This window comes from Gemmiger gallinarum (assembly GCF_014982805.1).
Classification (GTDB): Bacteria; Bacillota; Clostridia; order Oscillospirales; family Ruminococcaceae; genus Gemmiger; species Gemmiger gallinarum.
Genome location: NZ_JADCKC010000001.1, coordinates 981,818 through 998,337, shown reverse-complemented (window position 1 = coordinate 998,337; position 16,520 = coordinate 981,818). Strand labels below are relative to the sequence as shown.

Here is a 16,520-nt window from a genome sequence, read left to right as displayed (position 1 = left end):
AAATCTGTGCTGCATACGCAGCCCGAAGAAGCAAAAAAACGCGGCAGGGGGGACGTTCGACTCTCTGCCGGTGATACCCCGAACAAAGGAGGGAGCCGTTTGAGAATCGGGATTCCGCGCGCCCTGTACTATTACCGCTATGGCGCGCTGTGGAAAACATTTTTCTCCTCGCTGGGATGTGAAGTGGTGGTCAGCCCCAAAACCGACCGGGCTATTTTGCAGAGCGGCATCCACTATGCCATTGATGAAAGCTGCCTTTCTGCCAAGATCTACCTGGGACATGTGGCCTGGCTGATCGGAAAGTGCGATCTGATCTTTGTGCCCCGCATGGCGGATATGGGACGTGACAAGGAGTTCTGCCTGAAATTCCGGGCGCTGCCCGATGTGGTGTATAACACCTTCCGCACCGAGGATGTGCGCCTGGTTACCTGCGACATTGCAGTGCGCGGCGGCAGCAGCGAGATGAAGGCCTTTGCCGAACTGGGCAAAAAGCTGGGCTTCAAAAAGCAACAGGTCTTCAATGCCTATCTGCTGGCCAAACAGGCAGAGCAGCAGATCCAGGCCGACAACACCCGCAAGCTGGAGACCGCCCTGGCAAAGGACGACCTGAAGGTTCTGGTATCCGGCCACGCCTACAACATTTACGACGATTACATTGGCCGTCCGGTCATGGACGCCATCCGCGCCAACCATGCGCTGCCCATTCCTTCCGACTGGGTGGAACGGGAGAGCGCATGGCAGTCGGGCAGTGAACTCACCGACACCATGCCCTGGATGGTCAACCGGGAACTGGCCGGCGCGGCGGTGCAGCTGCGGAACAAGGTGGACGGTATTGTGCTGCTGTCCTCTTTTTCCTGCGGGCCCGACTCCATGACCGATGAGATCATGAACCGCCGCCTGAAAAACATTCCCATCCTGACCATGACGCTGGACGGCCAGGACGGTACCGCAGGCATGGAGACCCGCATTGAAAGCTTTGTGGATATCCTGCACCTGAGAAAGGATGGTACGGTATGCCTGTGAGCAAATACCGGCAGCCGCTGCCGCCGGACAGCAAGATCAGCTTTCCGCAGTTCGGCAACTACGGCATTGCCATGGAGCATCTGATCCAGAAGGGGCTGGGCATGACCTATGTGATGCCGCCCCGTATGACCCGCCATACCCTGGAGCTGGGGGCGCGCTATGCACCGGACTCGGTTTGTGCGCCCTTCAAGCTCAATCTGGGCTGTTTTCTGGAGTGTATCGACGCGGGGGCGGACACCCTGATCCAGACCGGCGGAACCTGCCGCCTGGGGTATTATGGAGAACTCCATGAGCAGATCCTGCGGGACATGGGCAAAGATGTCCGGTTCGTCAACTTTGCCGAGTGCGATTTCAGCCGCCCCAAGACCTTTGTGGATGAGTTCCGTGAGCTGAAACCCGATCTGGACATCAAGCGGTTCACGGCGGCCGCCGTGGAGACGGTGCGTATGGTCAACGCCATCGACGAGGTGGATGCTTTGTTCCGGCGGCGCATCGGCTTTGCAGAGGACCCCCGGGCCATGGACGCCATCCGCACCAACTGGCTCAAACAGCTGCGCATGGCAGACGGCATCAAGCAGATCGAACTTCTGCGCAAGGCTACGGTGCGTATGCTGGAAAACCAGAAGGTCAACATGCCCAAACACCCCATCCGCGTAGGCGTGGTGGGCGAGTTCTTCACCATCATGGACCCCTTCTCCAACCATGATATTGAGTATGAACTGGCCCATATGGGGGTGCTGGTGGACCGCTGGATGGACATGACCAACTGCATGTACCACTACCGCAGCCGCAAGATGCTGCCCCGCATCAAGGAGTATGCCCATTACAACATGGGCGCCACGGCCATGGCCACCATCGATGCCGCGCTGCACTATGCCAAGTCCGGCTTTGACGGCATCATCCACGTCAAGTCGGCGGGATGCACCCCCGAGATCGATGCGATCCCGGCATTGCAGAACATCAGCGCGGATTATCATGTGCCCATCCTGTATCTGAGCTTCGATACCCAGACCAGCGAGACCGGGCTGAACACCCGCCTGGAGGCCTTTTACGACATGATCTCCATGCGCAAGCAGGCCCGCAAGTGAGATTGAGGAAGTTATCAGCAATTGCTTTCGCCTTTGCGGTGCATGGGCGGAACCAAAAAGAAGAGGGAATACCTGAGTATGGAAAAAGCATATCTTGGCGTTGACATCGGCTCCATCTCCACCAAGGGCGTGGTGCTCGACACCGACAATCATATTCTTGCCAGCGATTATCTCTGGACCGAGGGCGACCCCATCGGGGCTACCAAGCGTCTGGCCCGGTCGCTGGAAAAGCAGCTGGATGCCTCCCGCTATCAGATCGTGGCGGCAGGCACCACCGGCAGTGCCCGCAAGCTGGTGGGCACCATGCTGGGCGCAGTGGTGGTCAAAAACGAGATCACGGCACATGCCATCGGCACCACCACCCTGTATCCTGATGTCCGCACTATCTTTGAAATCGGCGGTCAGGATTCCAAAATCATTCTGATCGAAAACGGAGTTGTGGTGGACTACGCCATGAACACCCTGTGCGCCGCAGGCACCGGCTCCTTCCTGTCCAGCCAGGCCCGGCGTCTGGGTGTGGCTGTGGAGGACTTCGGCGAGATCGCCCTCCAGTCCAAGAACCCTGCGTCCATCGCTGCCCGCTGCACCGTCTTTGCCGAGAGCGACCTGGTCCACAAGGCACAGATCGGCTACAGCAAGACCGATATCATTGCAGGTCTCTGCCGCGCCGTTGTGGTCAACTACCTTAACAACGTGGGTAAGGGCAAAAAAATCGTGGGCCCCGTGGTCTTCCAGGGCGGTGTCTCCAAAAACGCCGGTGTGCGTGCCGCCTTTGAGAAGGAGACCGGTCTGCCGGTCATCGTGGACCCCAACGGCCACCTCATGGGAGCATACGGCGTGGCGATCCTGGCCCGCCGCAGCGGCCATGAGGCACCCTTCAACGCCGACGTGGCGGATATGGAATTCGTGACCCGGGCCAGCAACTGCGGCCAGTGCGCCAACAACTGCGAGCGTATCCTTGTCTACCGGGACGGCAAGCTCATCGACGCCTGGGGCAACCGCTGCGAGCGCGGCGCCATCCGCATTCCGTAAGCCGGAAAATTCCTGTACATCAAAACAACAGCCCGCGGACTTCTCCACAAGGAGAGGCCCGCGGGCTGTTTGCTGTTTGCGGCAATGCGGATGGTTCAGAGCTGTTTGGGGGCAAGGGCACGTTTGGTGCGCACCTGAGCGATGGAAGCCAGTTCCTGGTTGTCCACGGTGTAGCGCAGCACCAGGACCTCGGCGGCAAAGAGCATGGCGATTTTTGCGGGCAGGCTGCCGCCGTCCAGGGGGCTTTGCACGTCGCCGCAGGGCAGCACCACATCGGCGAGGGCGGCGCCCGGCACATTGGGGCCGTGGGTCAGCAGGATGACCGATGCTCCGTTGGCTTTGGCCAGCCGGAGGGTCTCCATCATATCCCGGGTGGCGCCGGAGTAGGAGACAAAGAAAATGACATCCTCCGGTGCCATAAGACTGGCGGTGATGGCCTGCATGTGGTTGTCTCCGGCGGTGTGAAACTTGGTGGACAGGGTGGAAAACCTGGCCCAGATATCGTTGGCCAGCAGCTGGCTGCTGCCCTGACCAAAACAGAATACCTGCTTGGCCCGCTGCAGAAGGGCTGCCGCACGGTCAACGGCCTCGGGAGCCATGGCGGAGGATGCGTCGTTGATGGCTTTGACGGCCAGGGCGCCGGCATGGCGGCAGAGGGTGGAGGTATTCACCCCCGGAGCAAGAGCCTCCCCTACAGGCGGATCGACGGAGGCGTTGGCGCGGGCCAGGGCAATGCGCATTTCGTTGTAGCTGTCAAAGCCCAGGGCGCGGCAAAAGCGGGAAATGGTGGCCTCGGCCACGCCGCATTGGCTGGCCAGCACCGAGATGGACCAGTACTGTGCCTGCTGAGCGTTCTGGGACAGGTATTCGGCAATGATGCGGCCGGACTTGGTCAGGCTGTCCTGCTTGGAACGCAGCAGCTGCCAGAAGCTTTCGTTGAGAGGGAGTGCCATGGGGCTTCTCCTTTCTTTTGGAAGATTTCGGACAGGAAAACCGAAATGTTTTTCACTTTAAGTATAAAAGAAAACGAGAAGGCTTGCAACTGTAAAAATTGTGCCGCTGACATGCCGATTTTGCATGATCCGGCCCATGCGGCATGAAAGCAAATGAAAAAATCAGCCGATTTTCTTTTCAGCAGCCCTTTCGGAAAGTTTGGCCGTTTTACTCCAGGGAAAAGCAAAATCGGCGCAAAAAAGCCCCGCGGCTTTTTCCCAAAGGAATGCCGCGGGGCAGGGGAGTGACGGCTGCATGGAACAGAACGGCCTTATTTGCGCATGACGTAGTTGGTCAGCATAATTCCCTTGCGCAGGACCTGCTGTTGCCGCACCACCCGGTAACCGCGCTGTTCAAAGAAGGGACGTGCCGTGATGGAGGCGTGGGTCTCGTAGGGGCCTGGAACGGCCTGTTCCAGGGCGTCGCACAGGGCGGTGGCAATGCCCTGACGCTGGAAATCCCTGTGCACATACAGCCGGTCCAGGTAGCCGTCCGGTGCCATGTCGGCGAATCCGGCAATGACACCGTCACAGACCGCCACAAGGCTGAGGTGGGCGGACAGGGAGCGGTCCCAGGCAGCCAGATCGGGGTGACCATCGGCCCAGGCATCCAGCTGGGGCGGGGTATAATCCTTGGCGTTTACGGTATGCACGGTCTGGTAAAACAGCTTGGTCAGAGCAGGGCAGTCCTCGGTGCGGTAAGGGCGCAGCAGCATGATGGATTCTCCTTTTTGTGTGAGGATGAGAACGGCAGGGGAGGGAAGCAGCCGTTCCGGGGAGATCAAAAAGCCGCCGCGGGACGGCAGCTGTCGGCCCGCGGCGGCGATGAATGATACAGAAGGAATTACTTCTTCTGGACGTACTTGAGGCAGTCGAGCATGACGGCCACGAGGATGATGATACCGGAGAAGACGAACTGGAGGTTGGTATCGATGCCCAGGGTGGTCAGGGAGTAAGTCAGAGCGGTGAAGATGAAGACACCGACGACCACGCCGGAGATCTTACCGATACCACCGGTGAAGGAGACACCGCCGACAACGCAGGCCGCGATGGCGTCCATTTCCCAGCCCTGGCCGTAAGCGGCGGAACCGGAGCCCACCATACGGATGCATTCCAGCCAGGAGCCGAAGCCGTAGAGGATACCGGCCAGGATGAAAGCACCCACGGTGACGCGGAAGACCGAGATGCCGGAAACTGCGGCAGCCTCAGAGTTGCCGCCGACTGCGAAGAGGTTTTTGCCGAAGGTGGTCTTGTTCCAGATGAACCAGACGATGACAACGGCCGCGACGGCCCACAGGATGATGGTGGGGAAGCCGCCGATCTTGGGAATGATCATATTGGGGATGTCGGTCTCAATGCCGCCGAAGGAGACGCCCTTGGTGGAGTAGGTGACCAGGCCGAAGATGACCAGCATGTTGGCCATGGTGGAGATGAAGGGATGCATCTTGAACTTGGCGGTGAAGAAACCGGCGATGGTGGTGAAGATGGTGCACAGAATAATGCAGACGACCAGTGCCAGCAGCACGCGGACGATGACCGGCAGACCGGTGAAGTCAAAGGTCACGCCGAACACGGAGCCGGTATTGACACCCTTGTGCATGATGATGGTGGCGGCGGTCATGCCCATACCGACCATACGGCCGATGGACAGGTCGGTGCCGGCCAGAAGGATCAGGCCTGCAACACCCAGGGCCAGGAACATACGGGGCGAAGCCTGCTGCAGAATGTTCAAAACGTTATTGACGGTGAGCAGCGGAACGTTCTTGACGATGGGGGTGATGATGCACAGCGCGATGAAAATGACGATGATCGCGATGTACAGACCGTTGCGCAGAAGGAAGTCGCGGCGGTTAAAGGTGTACTTGTAGTTTTCCCAGCGCTGAGAGAGCGTCTCGGCGACGGTGAACTTGGACAGGCGCAACATATCGATCAGGTGATACTTGTAATCGAAAGCGGCGTGCTGACGGTCTTTCACAGCCTGCAGATCCTTGTCGCGCTGCATCTTGGCGTCAAACAGACGGTTTTTGTAGACGTATTTCTCGTCCTTGATCTCCTGCTGGTCGGTCAGCTTGGCAACCGTGGCCTGGTGATCTTTCTCCAGCTGGGCGACAGCAGCCTGGTACTTTGCCAGAGCGGCAGCCTTTTCTTCCTTGCAGCTGGAAACCACGTATTGATAGTACTCGCTGTTGTAGTGGGCCTTCAGGTAAGCCTCGGCATCAGCGATCAGCTTGGAGATCTGATCCTTGTTCTTGGCTTCCACTGCCTTGGCAGTTTCCAGGGCTGCCTTCAGTTTTTTCTCGCGGGCAGCCTTTTCCTCGGCAGTATAAATACGGTCGCGCTTGAGGTTGTCCAGGTCGTTTTGGATGTTGACGATCTTTTCGGTGCCGTCGGCGCGCAGTTCGTCGATCTGAGCCTGAATCTTGCCGACGTAATCATCAATCGGCTTGCGGAGCTCGGCTTCCCGCTCCGCAGAAAGAATGGTACTGTTTGTCATCGTACTATTAGCCATTTGTTTATCCCCCACTCACAGGTATTTCGCACTCAGCCTCAAAAGCTCTTCCTGGTTTGTCTCCTTGGTGTTGACAATGCCGGAAAGATGTCCGTTGGACATAACACCGATGCGGTTGGTAATGCCGAGGATCTCCGGCATTTCAGAGGAGACGACGATGATCGTCTTGCCCTGCTTTGCCATCTGGATGATCAGCTCGTAGATCTCGTACTTGGCGCCGACATCGATGCCGCGGGTCGGTTCGTCCATCATGAAGACCTGCGGCTCACGTTCCAGCCATTTGCCGAAGATGACCTTCTGCTGGTTGCCGCCGGACAGGCTGGAGATCATGTCGTCGGGACCCAGGCACTTGGTGTGCATGATCTTGATCTCTTTGCTGGTGGCTTTGACCATCTTGGGGTTGGAAAGCGCTATGCCGGTCTTGTACTGGTTCAGGTTGGCAATGGTGGTGTTGAAAGTCAGGTCACATTTCAGGAACAGACCGTTCGCCTTGCGTTCCTCGGTGATCAGCGCAAATCCGTGCTCAATGGCCTCGTGGGCATTGTTGAAGTTCATCAGCCGGTTGCGGAAATAGACGCGGCCGGCCGCGCGGGTACGCACGCCGAAGATGGTTTCCAGAAGTTCTGTACGGCCGGCGCCTACCAGGCCGTACAGACCGAAGATCTCGCCCTTGCGCACATCAAAGGTGATGTCCTGCAGATGGGGCTCGTACTTGGTGGACAGGTGCTGAATGGACAGGATGGGCTCGCCGGGGGTGTTGTCCACAGGCGGGAAGCGGCTCTCCAGAGAGCGGCCGACCATGGCGGCGATGAGCTCGTTCATGTCGGTGTCCTTGGTAGATTTGGTCATGACCAGGTTGCCGTCACGCAGAACGGAGACTTCATCGCAGATCTCAAAAATCTCGTCCATTTTGTGCGAGATGTAAATCAGCGAAATGCCCTGGGATTTGAGCATCCGCATCATTTCAAACAGTTTGTCAACTTCCTGCACCGTCAGGGAGGAAGTGGGCTCGTCCAGGACGATGACCTGGGCGTTGTAGGAGATCGCCTTGGCAATCTCACACATCTGCCGCTGCGAAACCGACATGTTGCGCATCGGCTGGGTCAGGTTGACGGTCATGCCCAGTTTGCGGAACAGGTCAGCCGCCTTCTTTTTCATTTGTCCTTCGTCAACGACGCCCATGGAGTTGACCGGGTACCGGCCGAGGAACAGGTTGTCGATCACACTGCGCTCGAGGCACTGGTTCAGCTCCTGGTGGACCATGGCGATACCGTTTTCCAGGGCATCCTTCGGGCCGGAGAAGCTGATCTCCTTGCCGTTGAGGAAAATCTTGCCTTCGTCCTTCTGGTAGGTGCCGAAGAGACATTTCATCATGGTGGACTTACCGGCGCCGTTTTCGCCCATAAGACCCATGACAGTACCGCGCTTTACATCCAGGTTGATGTGGTCAAGCACTCGGTTGCGGCCGAATGACTTGCACATACCGCGAATTGACAAGACGATATCATCTTTCGCTTCTGCCATTCTCGTTACTCCCGTTTCTGCATATTGACGGGGGAGACCCCGCCTGCGTTTTCATAAAAAAGCGCTATTAGGGAGGGTGTATTCTCCCCAATGGAGAAATTCCTTCTCCCTAATAGCGTTGTGGTTACTTAGTGGTCAGGTTTCAGTGCAGTCGCTCAGGATCACTGGCTCAGCAGAGAGGTGTAGGAGGACGCGTTGTCGGTCTTAACCATGTTGATGGCGAAGGCGTCGTACGCATCGGGGTTGCCCAGACGGTTGGTGATATTGCCCTCGGTCTGGCCGTCGCCGCCGATGTAGTCAACCTTCAGGTTGAGCAGATCGTCATACTTCTCCAGCAGGGGCTGATAGGTGGCGCTCAGGAAGTTGTCGGCAGCATTGTAGATGTCGAGCCAGACGGTCTTCTCGGGATGAGCGGTGGCATCCAGCTGGTTGGAAACCGGAGCGTAAGGAACGGTGGAATCCAGGTAATCCTGGTAGTTGTCAGCGGTGACAGCCACGTTCAGAGCGTAGTAAGAACGGGAAGCCTCGTCGTAGTAGTAGACCTCGTCGCTCAGGACGTTGCCAGCGTCGTCAGCAGTGGCGATACCGGTGTTGATGTCAACGCCGTCGAGAGCGTTACGGATGAGGCGGAGGGTCAGGTAAGCCTGAACGTCGGCGTGCTGGCTGATGGTTCCGCCGTAGCCTTCTGCGATAGCGGCAACAGCGTCAGCGTTGGCGTCGTAACCGAAGGTGGGAACGCCGTTGGCTTTGGACCAGATGTTGAACATGGCCATGCCCATGCCGTCGTTGTTGGAGATGACGATGTCGATGCTGTCGCCCATGGAGGAGGACCAGGTGGTCAGCGCGGTGCTGGCGGTGGAAGCATCCCAAGTGGCGCCGGCGGAGTTCTTCATTTCCTGAGAAGCGAGCTCGCGGACGGTGAAGGTCTTGCCGTCAACTTCGAGAGTGCCATCCTGAACCTGGGGGGCCTTGCCTTCCAGGTTGGTGCCGACGGGATCGGAGACGATACCGTTCTCACCCTCAACAGCGGTGCCCAGAGCAGAGCGGACGCCGCGGGTACGGGCAATGGAGTCGTTGTGGCCGATATCGCCGATGGCCAGGACGTAGCCGATGATGCCGTCGCCGTTGCGGTCGATGGTGTCGGCGTGGGCCGCGATGTAGTCAGCGACCATCTTGCCCTGCAGCTCAGCGCCCTGGTTGGCGTCGAAGCCGACGTAGTAGGTGTTGTCGTTGAAGGTCAGAGCTTCCATATCCAGCTCACCGGTGGTGCTGTTGGAGGGCTGACGGTTGTACCAGACCAGGGGCTTGTCCTTGTTGGCAACAGCGCCGGTATCGGAAGCGGTAGAGGTGGAGGTATCCGCGGCGTCTTCGCCGGTGCCGGCGGTAGAGGTGGAGGAGGAAGTGTCGCCGGAGCAGGCTGCCAGGCTCAACGCCATGGCGGCTGCCAGGGTCAATGCAAGTACTTTTTTCATAGTCGTTCTCCTTTGGTTTTCGATTGCGCGGGCCCACAGTTCCCGGACCCGCCTGACACTATTTATGCTAAAGGAAAACGGGCGCAAAAACAAGGTGAAATTTCACCGAAAGAGGGGTGAAAAATTATCCAAATACGACAATATGCAAAAACATATTTGAATGACATTGTGCAAGCTGCTTAATTTTCGCGCTGTTCAAAGGCGAAAAGGGCCTTTTGGCTGTCCATTGTAAAGATATTGTTACGATCTACGATCCGGGTGGAGGTATCCACCACCCGTTCCAGGTCGCCGCCCTGCCCCGAGAGCAGTTTGTAGGCGCTTTCCACGCCCAGATACCCCATTGCGTAGGGGTTCTGAACGATCAGGGCGTCCACAGTCCCTTCCTGCAGACCGTCCACCGTCACCACGTTGGAGTCGAAGCCTACCAGAAAGATGGAATCGGCCAGCCCCAGTTCGTCCACCGCGTTGGCGGCGCCCACACAGGTGGGCTCATTAAAGGCAAGCAGTACATTGATTTCAGGATGAAGCTGCAGCAGGCTGGCAGTGTCGGTCTGGGCGTGTCGGGCTTCGGCCAGCGTATTGATGACGGCGACCACTTCGGCGCGGCCGCTTTCGGTAAAAGTGTCCACAGCGCCGCGCTCACGCTCCTGGCCGTTGGCGCTGCTGATGTCGTAGTTGACGATGCCGACTTTGAGCTCGCCCTCCACCCGGTCGAGGGCGGCCTGGGCGGCCATCTGTCCGGCGGCATAGTTGTCGGTGCCGATGTAGGTGCTGACGGCATCGGAATCCACATTGCTGTCAATGGCCACGATTTTGACGCCCTCGTTGGCGGCGGCGTCGATGGCGGCGGCGTTGTTCTCATAGTCAATGGCGGAAAAAACCAATACTTCGGCGCCCTCTGCAACAGCCTGCGCCACCATCTGGTTCTGGGTCTCGTAGTCCTCTTCGGTTTCGGGACCGATGATGCTGAGACTGAGATTGTACTCGGTGGCGGCTGCCTCGGCTCCCGCAAAGACCGACAGCCAGAACTCCGTCTCGGTGGATTTTGCCACCAGCGCCACCGAGTGCTGTGTCGGCGTCACGGAATCCGATGCACACCCTCCCAGGCAGGCAAGGGCCAACACCGCACAGGCAAACGCCCGTTTATTTCGTTTCATGGTCACCCTCCCGTACCTTGGGCATGCGGATTTCCACGCAGGTGCCGACATCCGGCTCGCTGGTAATGTGCAGCCCGTAATTTTTGCCGAAGTAAATCTTGAGGCGGTCATTGACATTTTTGATGCCGATGCCGGTGCGGTCTTTGGGCCCCCGCTGCATGATGGCCTCGATCTGTTCGGGGGTCATGCCCACACCGTTGTCCCGGACACGGAAGACGATGTCCTCTCCGTCCTGTTTGACCTCCACGTCGATGTGTCCCTCGTCCACCAGCAGATCAAGGCCATGGTTGATGGCGTTCTCAATAATGGGCTGGAGGGTGATCTTGTTGCAGAGATAGTCCAGACATTCGGGGTCCACATCGAAGGCGTAGGTGAACTGATTTTTATAGCGGTATTTCTGGATCTGCAGATAGCTTTCGGCATGCTCGATCTCCTTGGCGATGGGGATGAGCTCGTGTCCCTTGCTGATGCTGATGCGGAAGAGCCTTGCCAGGGCGTGGACCATCTTGACGGCGTCAGCGTTGCGGCCCTGCTCGCACATCCAGGCGATGGAGTCGAGGGTGTTGTAGAGAAAATGGGGGTTAATCTGAGCCTGCAGCGCTTTGAGTTCGGTTTTGCGCAGGTTGATCTCTTCCTCGCGGACGGTGGTCATCAGCTCCTGAATGCGCACTACCATGTGGCCAAAGGAGTTGGACAGTTCCTGTACCTCCCGGGTGCCGCCCACGGGACGGTAGGTGAAGTGGTCGGCATCGGTCTCGAAGCTTTCCATAGCCGAGGCAAGGCCGCGCAGAGGCCGGCCCAGCAGTTGGGAGAGCAGCCAGCTGGTCAGCAGGGCGGCGGCCAGCACAACGATGGCCAGCAGGAAGGAAAGGCGGATCATCTCGGTGACGTTGCGGTTGACCAGCTCGTCCACATAGCTGACGCCCACCACCCGCCAGTCGCTGCCCTCGATGCTGGTGAGGCAGTAGATGACGGTGTCGTCGGCATGGGCGCCGTCGGCCAGGGCGGCCAGAGATGCAGTGTCCTCCGACTTGAGCCCGGAATAGATCAGCTGCTGCTGGGGGTGGTAGATAATGTTGCCGTCGGTATCCATGAGAAAGCAGTAGCCCCGCTGTCCGATGCCCACATTGTTGATGTAGCTGGAGATGCTGGAAAAGCTCAGATCCAGCGACACCCAGGCGGCCTCGCCGTTGCCGGACAGGGGGGCCGTCATGGTGACGACCCAGGGATAGTAGCTTTCAAATATGGTCTCCACATGGGGGGCCGTCATGTAGGGCTCGTTGGAGGTGCGGGCGGTCTCAATGTCAAAAGAGAGATTTCGGAAGATGGTTTCCTTGGGTTCCCGTCCGGGAGACCAGCAGTCGAGAAGCGTACCGTCGGAGGCATAGCTGGTCACGGCGACCACGTCGGGACGAAACTTCAAAAAAGCGGACAGCAGTTCATCGCGGCTGTCCGTGTCTTCGGTCATGGATTGCTCTACCAGAGCCATGGCCTGGTCCATATCCATCAGATAATTGCCCACTGTGTTGGAAACCTGGGACACGGCCTGGGCGCTGCTGGTCTGGGCGCTCTGGACCATGGCGCTGCGGTAGCGGTCCAGAAAGAGGAAGATGCAGCAGCAGAGGATGACCGCCACGACGCCCACCACCATGGACACAAGGATGGTGGTGATGCGCAGCCCGGTATGGGGACACCGGTTTTTCAAGACGGGTCACCCGCCTTTTCCGCTCCCAGCCTGCGGCGCAGGGCATTGGGGGATTCACCGCAGTACTTTTTGAAGCAGTAGCTGAAGTAGTGCTGGTCGGTGTAGCCGCAGCGCTGTGCCACCTCCTGAATTTTCAGGTTGGAGGAGGCCAGCAGTTCCCGGGCGGCGTCCATCCGTTTGCGGATCAGGATGTTGATGAAGGTCTCGCCCGCATATTTTTTGATGCAGGCGCTCAGGTGATTGGGGCTGACATCCAGCATGCCGCTGAGGGAAACCAGGGAAAGGTCGGCGTCCATGTAGTGCTGGTCCAGGGCATCCAGCGCCCGCTTGCACAGCAGGTTGCCTCCCTTGGCCGCGGGAACCAGGTCGCTGATAAACTGTGCGCCGCCCTCGGTGGGGTCACCCTGGCGCAGAGCTTCCATGGCTTCCCGGTAAGCCCCGTGCAGTTCGGTCAGCGTCCGCACCGCCCGGCTGACACCGATGCGGCAGTGCTTGCCCAGCACGCGGGAGGCTACCTGGGGGATTTCGTCGGCCAGAATGTGCAGATACTCGTCAAAGTCGGACGGGTTGCCCAGCAGCACCGAGATGACCTTGCCCGCGGCAAAAAAACTGACGCTACGCAGGTATTTGGCGGCCAGAGTGTCCACCGACGCCACAAAGGAAGGCGCCGTGCAGTTGGCACCCTCCTCATCCAGAAGGGTGGAAACCATGACGGTGTAGCAGGGCTTGTCGTCCTGATCCCGCAGCAGGCCGCACTGGCGAGCATAGGCCTCGGTCTGGGATTCGCCCTCCGGTTCGGCGTAGTCGTCCAGCACCAGGGGCATCAGCATGGAGGCGCACAGATCCTGCCCGGCGGCCTGAGGCGCAGCCTGGCGGAACATGGCAAACTTCTCGTCGATTTTCTGGCGGATGTTGCGCAGCTCGGCGGCAAGACCCTCCATGGTCAGGGGCTTGAGCATATAGCTGATGATGTTGTACTGAATTGCCTGCTTGGCATACTCAAAATCGTCGTATCCGCTGAGAAAGGCAATGTTCATGGCGGGGCGGATCTCCCGGACCTGCCGGGCCAGCTCAATGCCGGAGATGAAGGGCATACGGATATCGGTGAGGAGAAGATCGGGTTCCCGCTTTTCCACCAGCTGCAGGGCATCCAGCCCGTTGCTGGCGCTGCCAACCAGCCGGAAGCCCAGTTCCTGCCAGGGGATCATGGAGCAGACGGCTTCCCGCAGCTCATCCTCGTCGTCGGCGACGATGACGGTGTACAATGTCTTTGCGGCCATTGCAATACGTATCCTTTCTTTCGGAGGCATGCGGCACAGACGGCATCCTCCCGGTGATCTCACTGCCGGCAAAAACGGGGCTGCCGGCTGCCCCCTGAATTGGGTAAATTCACACAAATTCGTTTGCCTTAAGAGTAAAACATTTGCACGCACTTGTCAATTTTGGGTCTGCCTGCCGGGGGTGCGGCGTATACCATTCTATAGAAAAGGGAAAAGCGGACGCGGGCAGGTGCGGCAAAAGACACCGGGGGAAACTTTCGCACGGGAGGAGACCATCGTCCAGGCCGGGGGCAAAACTGCATCTTGTGCTGAGGCCCGTAGTGCGGTACAATAGGAAAAAGTCTGCCCGCCGTCCCCGGGACGGGGAATCTGCGCTGGGGCAGACTTTTTGGGAAAAGAAAAATCGTGCATATATTTTTGCGGGGCTGAAACAGTCCCCGGCCTGCGGCCGGAGTGCCGAGCCGTTTTGGCAGCTTTACAACTGACGTTTGGAGATGAATGTATGGGTAAATATTTTGGTACCGACGGCTTCCGCGGAGAGGCCAACATCAACCTGACCGCCGACCACGCATATAAGGTCGGCCGCTTCCTGGGCTGGTATTATAATGAGAAGCGCCGCCGGGATGCCGCGGCAGGCCGTGCTGTCTCGGATGGGCCCGCCCGCATCGTCATCGGCAAGGATACCCGCCGGTCCAGCTATATGTTCGAGTACAGTCTGGTGGGCGGACTGGTGGCTTCCGGCGCGGACGCCTACCTGCTGCACGTCACCACCACCCCCAGCGTGGCCTACGTGGCCCGGGTGGATGCCTTCGACTGCGGCATCATGATCTCGGCCTCCCACAACCCCTACTATGACAACGGCATCAAGCTCATCAACGGCGAGGGCGAGAAGATGGACGAGGAGACCATCTCTCTGGTGGAAGCCTACCTGGACGGCGACCTCAACGCCTTTGGCGAGCACTGGGACGAGCTGCCCTTTGCCACCCGGGACAAGATCGGATGCACCGTGGACTACATCTCCGGCCGCAATCGCTATATCGGCTACCTGATTTCTCTGGGAATGTACTCCTTCCGCGGCGTCAAGGTGGGACTTGACTGTGCCAACGGTTCCAGCTGGAACATCGCCAAGGCGGTGTTCGACGCCCTGGGCGCCACCACATATGTCATCAACGCCGAGCCCAACGGCCTGAACATCAACCTCAATGCCGGCTCCACCCACATCGAGGGCCTGCAGAAGTTCGTGGTGGAGAAGGGCCTGGACATCGGCTTTGCCTACGACGGCGACGCCGACCGCTGCCTCTGCGTGGATGAGAAGGGCAACGTGGTCACCGGCGACCATATCCTTTATATCTACGGCCGCTACATGAAGGAGCGGGGCAAGCTCATCAACAACACGGTGGTCACCACCGTCATGTCCAACTTCGGCCTGTACAAGGCGCTGGATGAGCTGGACATCGGCTATGCCAAGACCAAGGTGGGCGACAAGTACGTCTACGAGTACATGCAGCAGAACGGCTGCCGTATCGGCGGCGAGCAGAGCGGCCACATCATCTTCTCCAAGTATGCCTCCACCGGTGACGGCATCCTGACCAGCCTCAAGCTGATGGAAGTCATGCTGGCCCGCAAGAAGCCCATGAGCGAGCTGGCGGCCCCCCTCAAAATCTACCCGCAGGTGCTGGAAAACGTCAAGGTCACCGACAAGACCGCGGCCCAGAACGACGCCGACGTGCAGGCTGCCGTCCAGGCCGTGGCCGAGGCCCTGGGGGATACCGGCCGCATTCTGGTGCGGGAGTCCGGCACCGAGCCCCTGGTCCGCGTGATGGTGGAAGCCCCCGAACATGAGATCTGCCAGAAGTATGTGGACAGCGTGGTCCAGGTCATCCGGGACAAGGGCTACGCCGTGGAGTGAAGAGAATAAAAAAACTCCTTGACGGGAACATTTTTCTATGATATGATGTTAGAGCCGCTTGGCAAGGGCACGAAAAGTGCGTCTGTGTGCAGACGACGCCTGACCCAGCGAGACTTATTGAAAGAGGTTTTACACATGTACGCAGTGATCGTTACCGGTGGCAAGCAGTACAGCGTCAAAGTCGGCGACAGCATCTACGTCGAGAAGCTGGGCGCTGAGGCTGAGTCTGAAGTCACCTTTGACCGTGTCCTGGCTGTTGGCGAGGAGGGCAGCGTCAAGGTCGGCGCTCCCGTTGTCGAGGGCGCTAGCGTTGTCGGCAAGGTCGTCAAGAACGGCAAGGGCAAGAAGCTGAACATTCTGACCTATCGTCCCAAGAAGGGCAGCATGGTCCGCAAGGGCCATCGTCAGCCCTACACCAAGGTGGAAATCACCGCGATCAACGGCTAAGGAGGTAACACACAATGGCACATAAAAAAGGCGTAGGCTCCACGAAAAACGGCCGTGACTCCGAGGCAAAGCGCCTGGGCGTCAAGCGCGGCGACGGCCAGTATGTTCTGGCGGGCAACATCATCGTGCGTCAGCGCGGCACTCACATCCATCCGGGTGAGGGCGTCGGCATCGGCAGCGACGATACCCTGTTCGCTCTGGTTGACGGCCATGTTCATTTTGAGCGCATGGGCCGTGACCGCAAGCGTTGCACTGTCAAACAGTAAAAACCAGCTTGGGCGGGCCGCCAAGGCCCGCCCAAATTTTTTTGGACAGAATAAACCGTGACGGACAATGCTGCCCGCCTGTGGCGGCAGCCTGTCTGAACGGATCGATTCGTAAC

At 58.8% G+C, this 16,520-nt stretch carries 14 protein-coding genes; 6 read left to right on the top strand and 8 right to left on the bottom strand.

Annotated elements, in window-relative coordinates:
- The first annotated feature begins 99 nt into the window (after positions 1-99).
- The 3 genes from INF35_RS04625 (at position 100) to INF35_RS04615 (ending at position 3,143) form a co-directional block, all read left to right on the top strand.
- On the top strand, positions 100-1,023 hold the full coding sequence (locus INF35_RS04625; RefSeq protein WP_193500336.1) for an acyl-CoA dehydratase activase-related protein: 924 nt from the start codon (positions 100-102) through the stop codon (positions 1,021-1,023).
- Positions 1,014-2,111 (top strand): hypothetical protein, encoded by a 1,098-nt coding sequence (locus INF35_RS04620; protein ID WP_193500335.1) that lies wholly within the window; start codon positions 1,014-1,016, stop codon positions 2,109-2,111. Before INF35_RS04625 ends, INF35_RS04620 begins: the two co-directional genes overlap by 10 nt.
- A 78-nt stretch (positions 2,112-2,189) precedes the next feature.
- A complete protein-coding gene (locus tag INF35_RS04615) occupies positions 2,190-3,143 on the top strand; it encodes an acyl-CoA dehydratase activase (RefSeq protein WP_193500334.1) in 954 nt (317 codons plus the stop codon).
- Positions 3,144-3,238: 95 nt separating this feature from the next.
- Here INF35_RS04615 and INF35_RS04610 read toward each other — a convergent pair whose 3' ends face one another.
- From INF35_RS04610 to INF35_RS04575, 8 genes are all read right to left on the bottom strand, one after another.
- The gene (locus INF35_RS04610) at positions 3,239-4,096 is read right to left on the bottom strand and encodes a MurR/RpiR family transcriptional regulator (protein WP_193500333.1); all 858 of its coding nucleotides are present in this window, start codon (positions 4,094-4,096) and stop codon (positions 3,239-3,241) included.
- A 311-nt stretch (positions 4,097-4,407) separates the two neighbouring features.
- Positions 4,408-4,851: a GNAT family N-acetyltransferase gene (locus INF35_RS04605; protein WP_193500332.1), complete on the bottom strand. Its 444-nt coding sequence runs from the start codon at positions 4,849-4,851 to the stop codon at positions 4,408-4,410.
- Positions 4,852-4,979: 128 nt separating this feature from the next.
- Entirely contained in the window at positions 4,980-6,644 is a 1,665-nt protein-coding gene (locus INF35_RS04600; RefSeq protein WP_193500331.1) for an ABC transporter permease subunit, read from the bottom strand.
- Between the two features lie 15 nt (positions 6,645-6,659).
- Positions 6,660-8,168 (bottom strand): sugar ABC transporter ATP-binding protein, encoded by a 1,509-nt coding sequence (locus INF35_RS04595; protein ID WP_193500330.1) that lies wholly within the window; start codon positions 8,166-8,168, stop codon positions 6,660-6,662.
- A 161-nt stretch (positions 8,169-8,329) separates the two neighbouring features.
- A complete protein-coding gene (locus INF35_RS04590; RefSeq protein WP_193500329.1) occupies positions 8,330-9,640 on the bottom strand; it encodes a substrate-binding domain-containing protein in 1,311 nt (436 codons plus the stop codon).
- Between the two features lie 179 nt (positions 9,641-9,819).
- Positions 9,820-10,797, bottom strand: coding sequence for a substrate-binding domain-containing protein (locus INF35_RS04585; RefSeq protein ID WP_193500328.1), 978 nt, complete (start codon positions 10,795-10,797; stop codon positions 9,820-9,822).
- Positions 10,784-12,502: a sensor histidine kinase gene (locus tag INF35_RS04580; RefSeq protein WP_328740380.1), complete on the bottom strand. Its 1,719-nt coding sequence runs from the start codon at positions 12,500-12,502 to the stop codon at positions 10,784-10,786. The genes INF35_RS04585 and INF35_RS04580 overlap by 14 nt, the downstream gene beginning before the upstream one ends.
- Complete coding sequence (locus tag INF35_RS04575) at positions 12,499-13,782, bottom strand: response regulator (protein WP_193500327.1); 1,284 nt, start codon at positions 13,780-13,782, stop codon at positions 12,499-12,501. The genes INF35_RS04580 and INF35_RS04575 overlap by 4 nt, the downstream gene beginning before the upstream one ends.
- A 502-nt stretch (positions 13,783-14,284) precedes the next feature.
- Here INF35_RS04575 and glmM point away from each other — a divergent pair.
- From glmM to rpmA, 3 genes are all read left to right on the top strand, one after another.
- Positions 14,285-15,691 (top strand): phosphoglucosamine mutase, encoded by a 1,407-nt coding sequence (gene glmM, locus INF35_RS04570; RefSeq protein WP_193500326.1) that lies wholly within the window; start codon positions 14,285-14,287, stop codon positions 15,689-15,691.
- A 135-nt stretch (positions 15,692-15,826) separates the two neighbouring features.
- Positions 15,827-16,138: a 50S ribosomal protein L21 gene (rplU, locus tag INF35_RS04565; protein ID WP_193500325.1), complete on the top strand. Its 312-nt coding sequence runs from the start codon at positions 15,827-15,829 to the stop codon at positions 16,136-16,138.
- A gap of 14 nt (positions 16,139-16,152) precedes the next feature.
- Positions 16,153-16,404 carry a 50S ribosomal protein L27 gene (gene rpmA / locus INF35_RS04560; RefSeq protein WP_193500324.1) on the top strand — a complete coding sequence of 84 codons (252 nt, stop codon included), beginning with the start codon at positions 16,153-16,155 and terminating at the stop codon, positions 16,402-16,404.
- Positions 16,405-16,520 lie beyond the last annotated feature (116 nt).

Bases quoted from the DNA above. Each gene is read 5' to 3' on its own strand.
- INF35_RS04620 (WP_193500335.1), top strand. From the start codon at position 1,014: ATGCCTGTGAGCAAATACCGGCAGCCGCTGCCGCCGGACAGCAAGATC.
- INF35_RS04615 (WP_193500334.1), top strand. From the start codon at position 2,190: ATGGAAAAAGCATATCTTGGCGTTGACATCGGCTCCATCTCCACCAAG.
- INF35_RS04610 (WP_193500333.1), bottom strand. From the start codon at position 4,096: ATGGCACTCCCTCTCAACGAAAGCTTCTGGCAGCTGCTGCGTTCCAAG.
- INF35_RS04605 (WP_193500332.1), bottom strand. From the start codon at position 4,851: ATGCTGCTGCGCCCTTACCGCACCGAGGACTGCCCTGCTCTGACCAAG.
- INF35_RS04600 (WP_193500331.1), bottom strand. From the start codon at position 6,644: ATGGCTAATAGTACGATGACAAACAGTACCATTCTTTCTGCGGAGCGG.
- INF35_RS04595 (WP_193500330.1), bottom strand. From the start codon at position 8,168: ATGGCAGAAGCGAAAGATGATATCGTCTTGTCAATTCGCGGTATGTGC.
- INF35_RS04590 (WP_193500329.1), bottom strand. From the start codon at position 9,640: ATGAAAAAAGTACTTGCATTGACCCTGGCAGCCGCCATGGCGTTGAGC.
- INF35_RS04585 (WP_193500328.1), bottom strand. From the start codon at position 10,797: ATGAAACGAAATAAACGGGCGTTTGCCTGTGCGGTGTTGGCCCTTGCC.
- INF35_RS04575 (WP_193500327.1), bottom strand. From the start codon at position 13,782: ATGGCCGCAAAGACATTGTACACCGTCATCGTCGCCGACGACGAGGAT.
- glmM (WP_193500326.1), top strand. From the start codon at position 14,285: ATGGGTAAATATTTTGGTACCGACGGCTTCCGCGGAGAGGCCAACATC.
- rplU (WP_193500325.1), top strand. From the start codon at position 15,827: ATGTACGCAGTGATCGTTACCGGTGGCAAGCAGTACAGCGTCAAAGTC.
- rpmA (WP_193500324.1), top strand. From the start codon at position 16,153: ATGGCACATAAAAAAGGCGTAGGCTCCACGAAAAACGGCCGTGACTCC.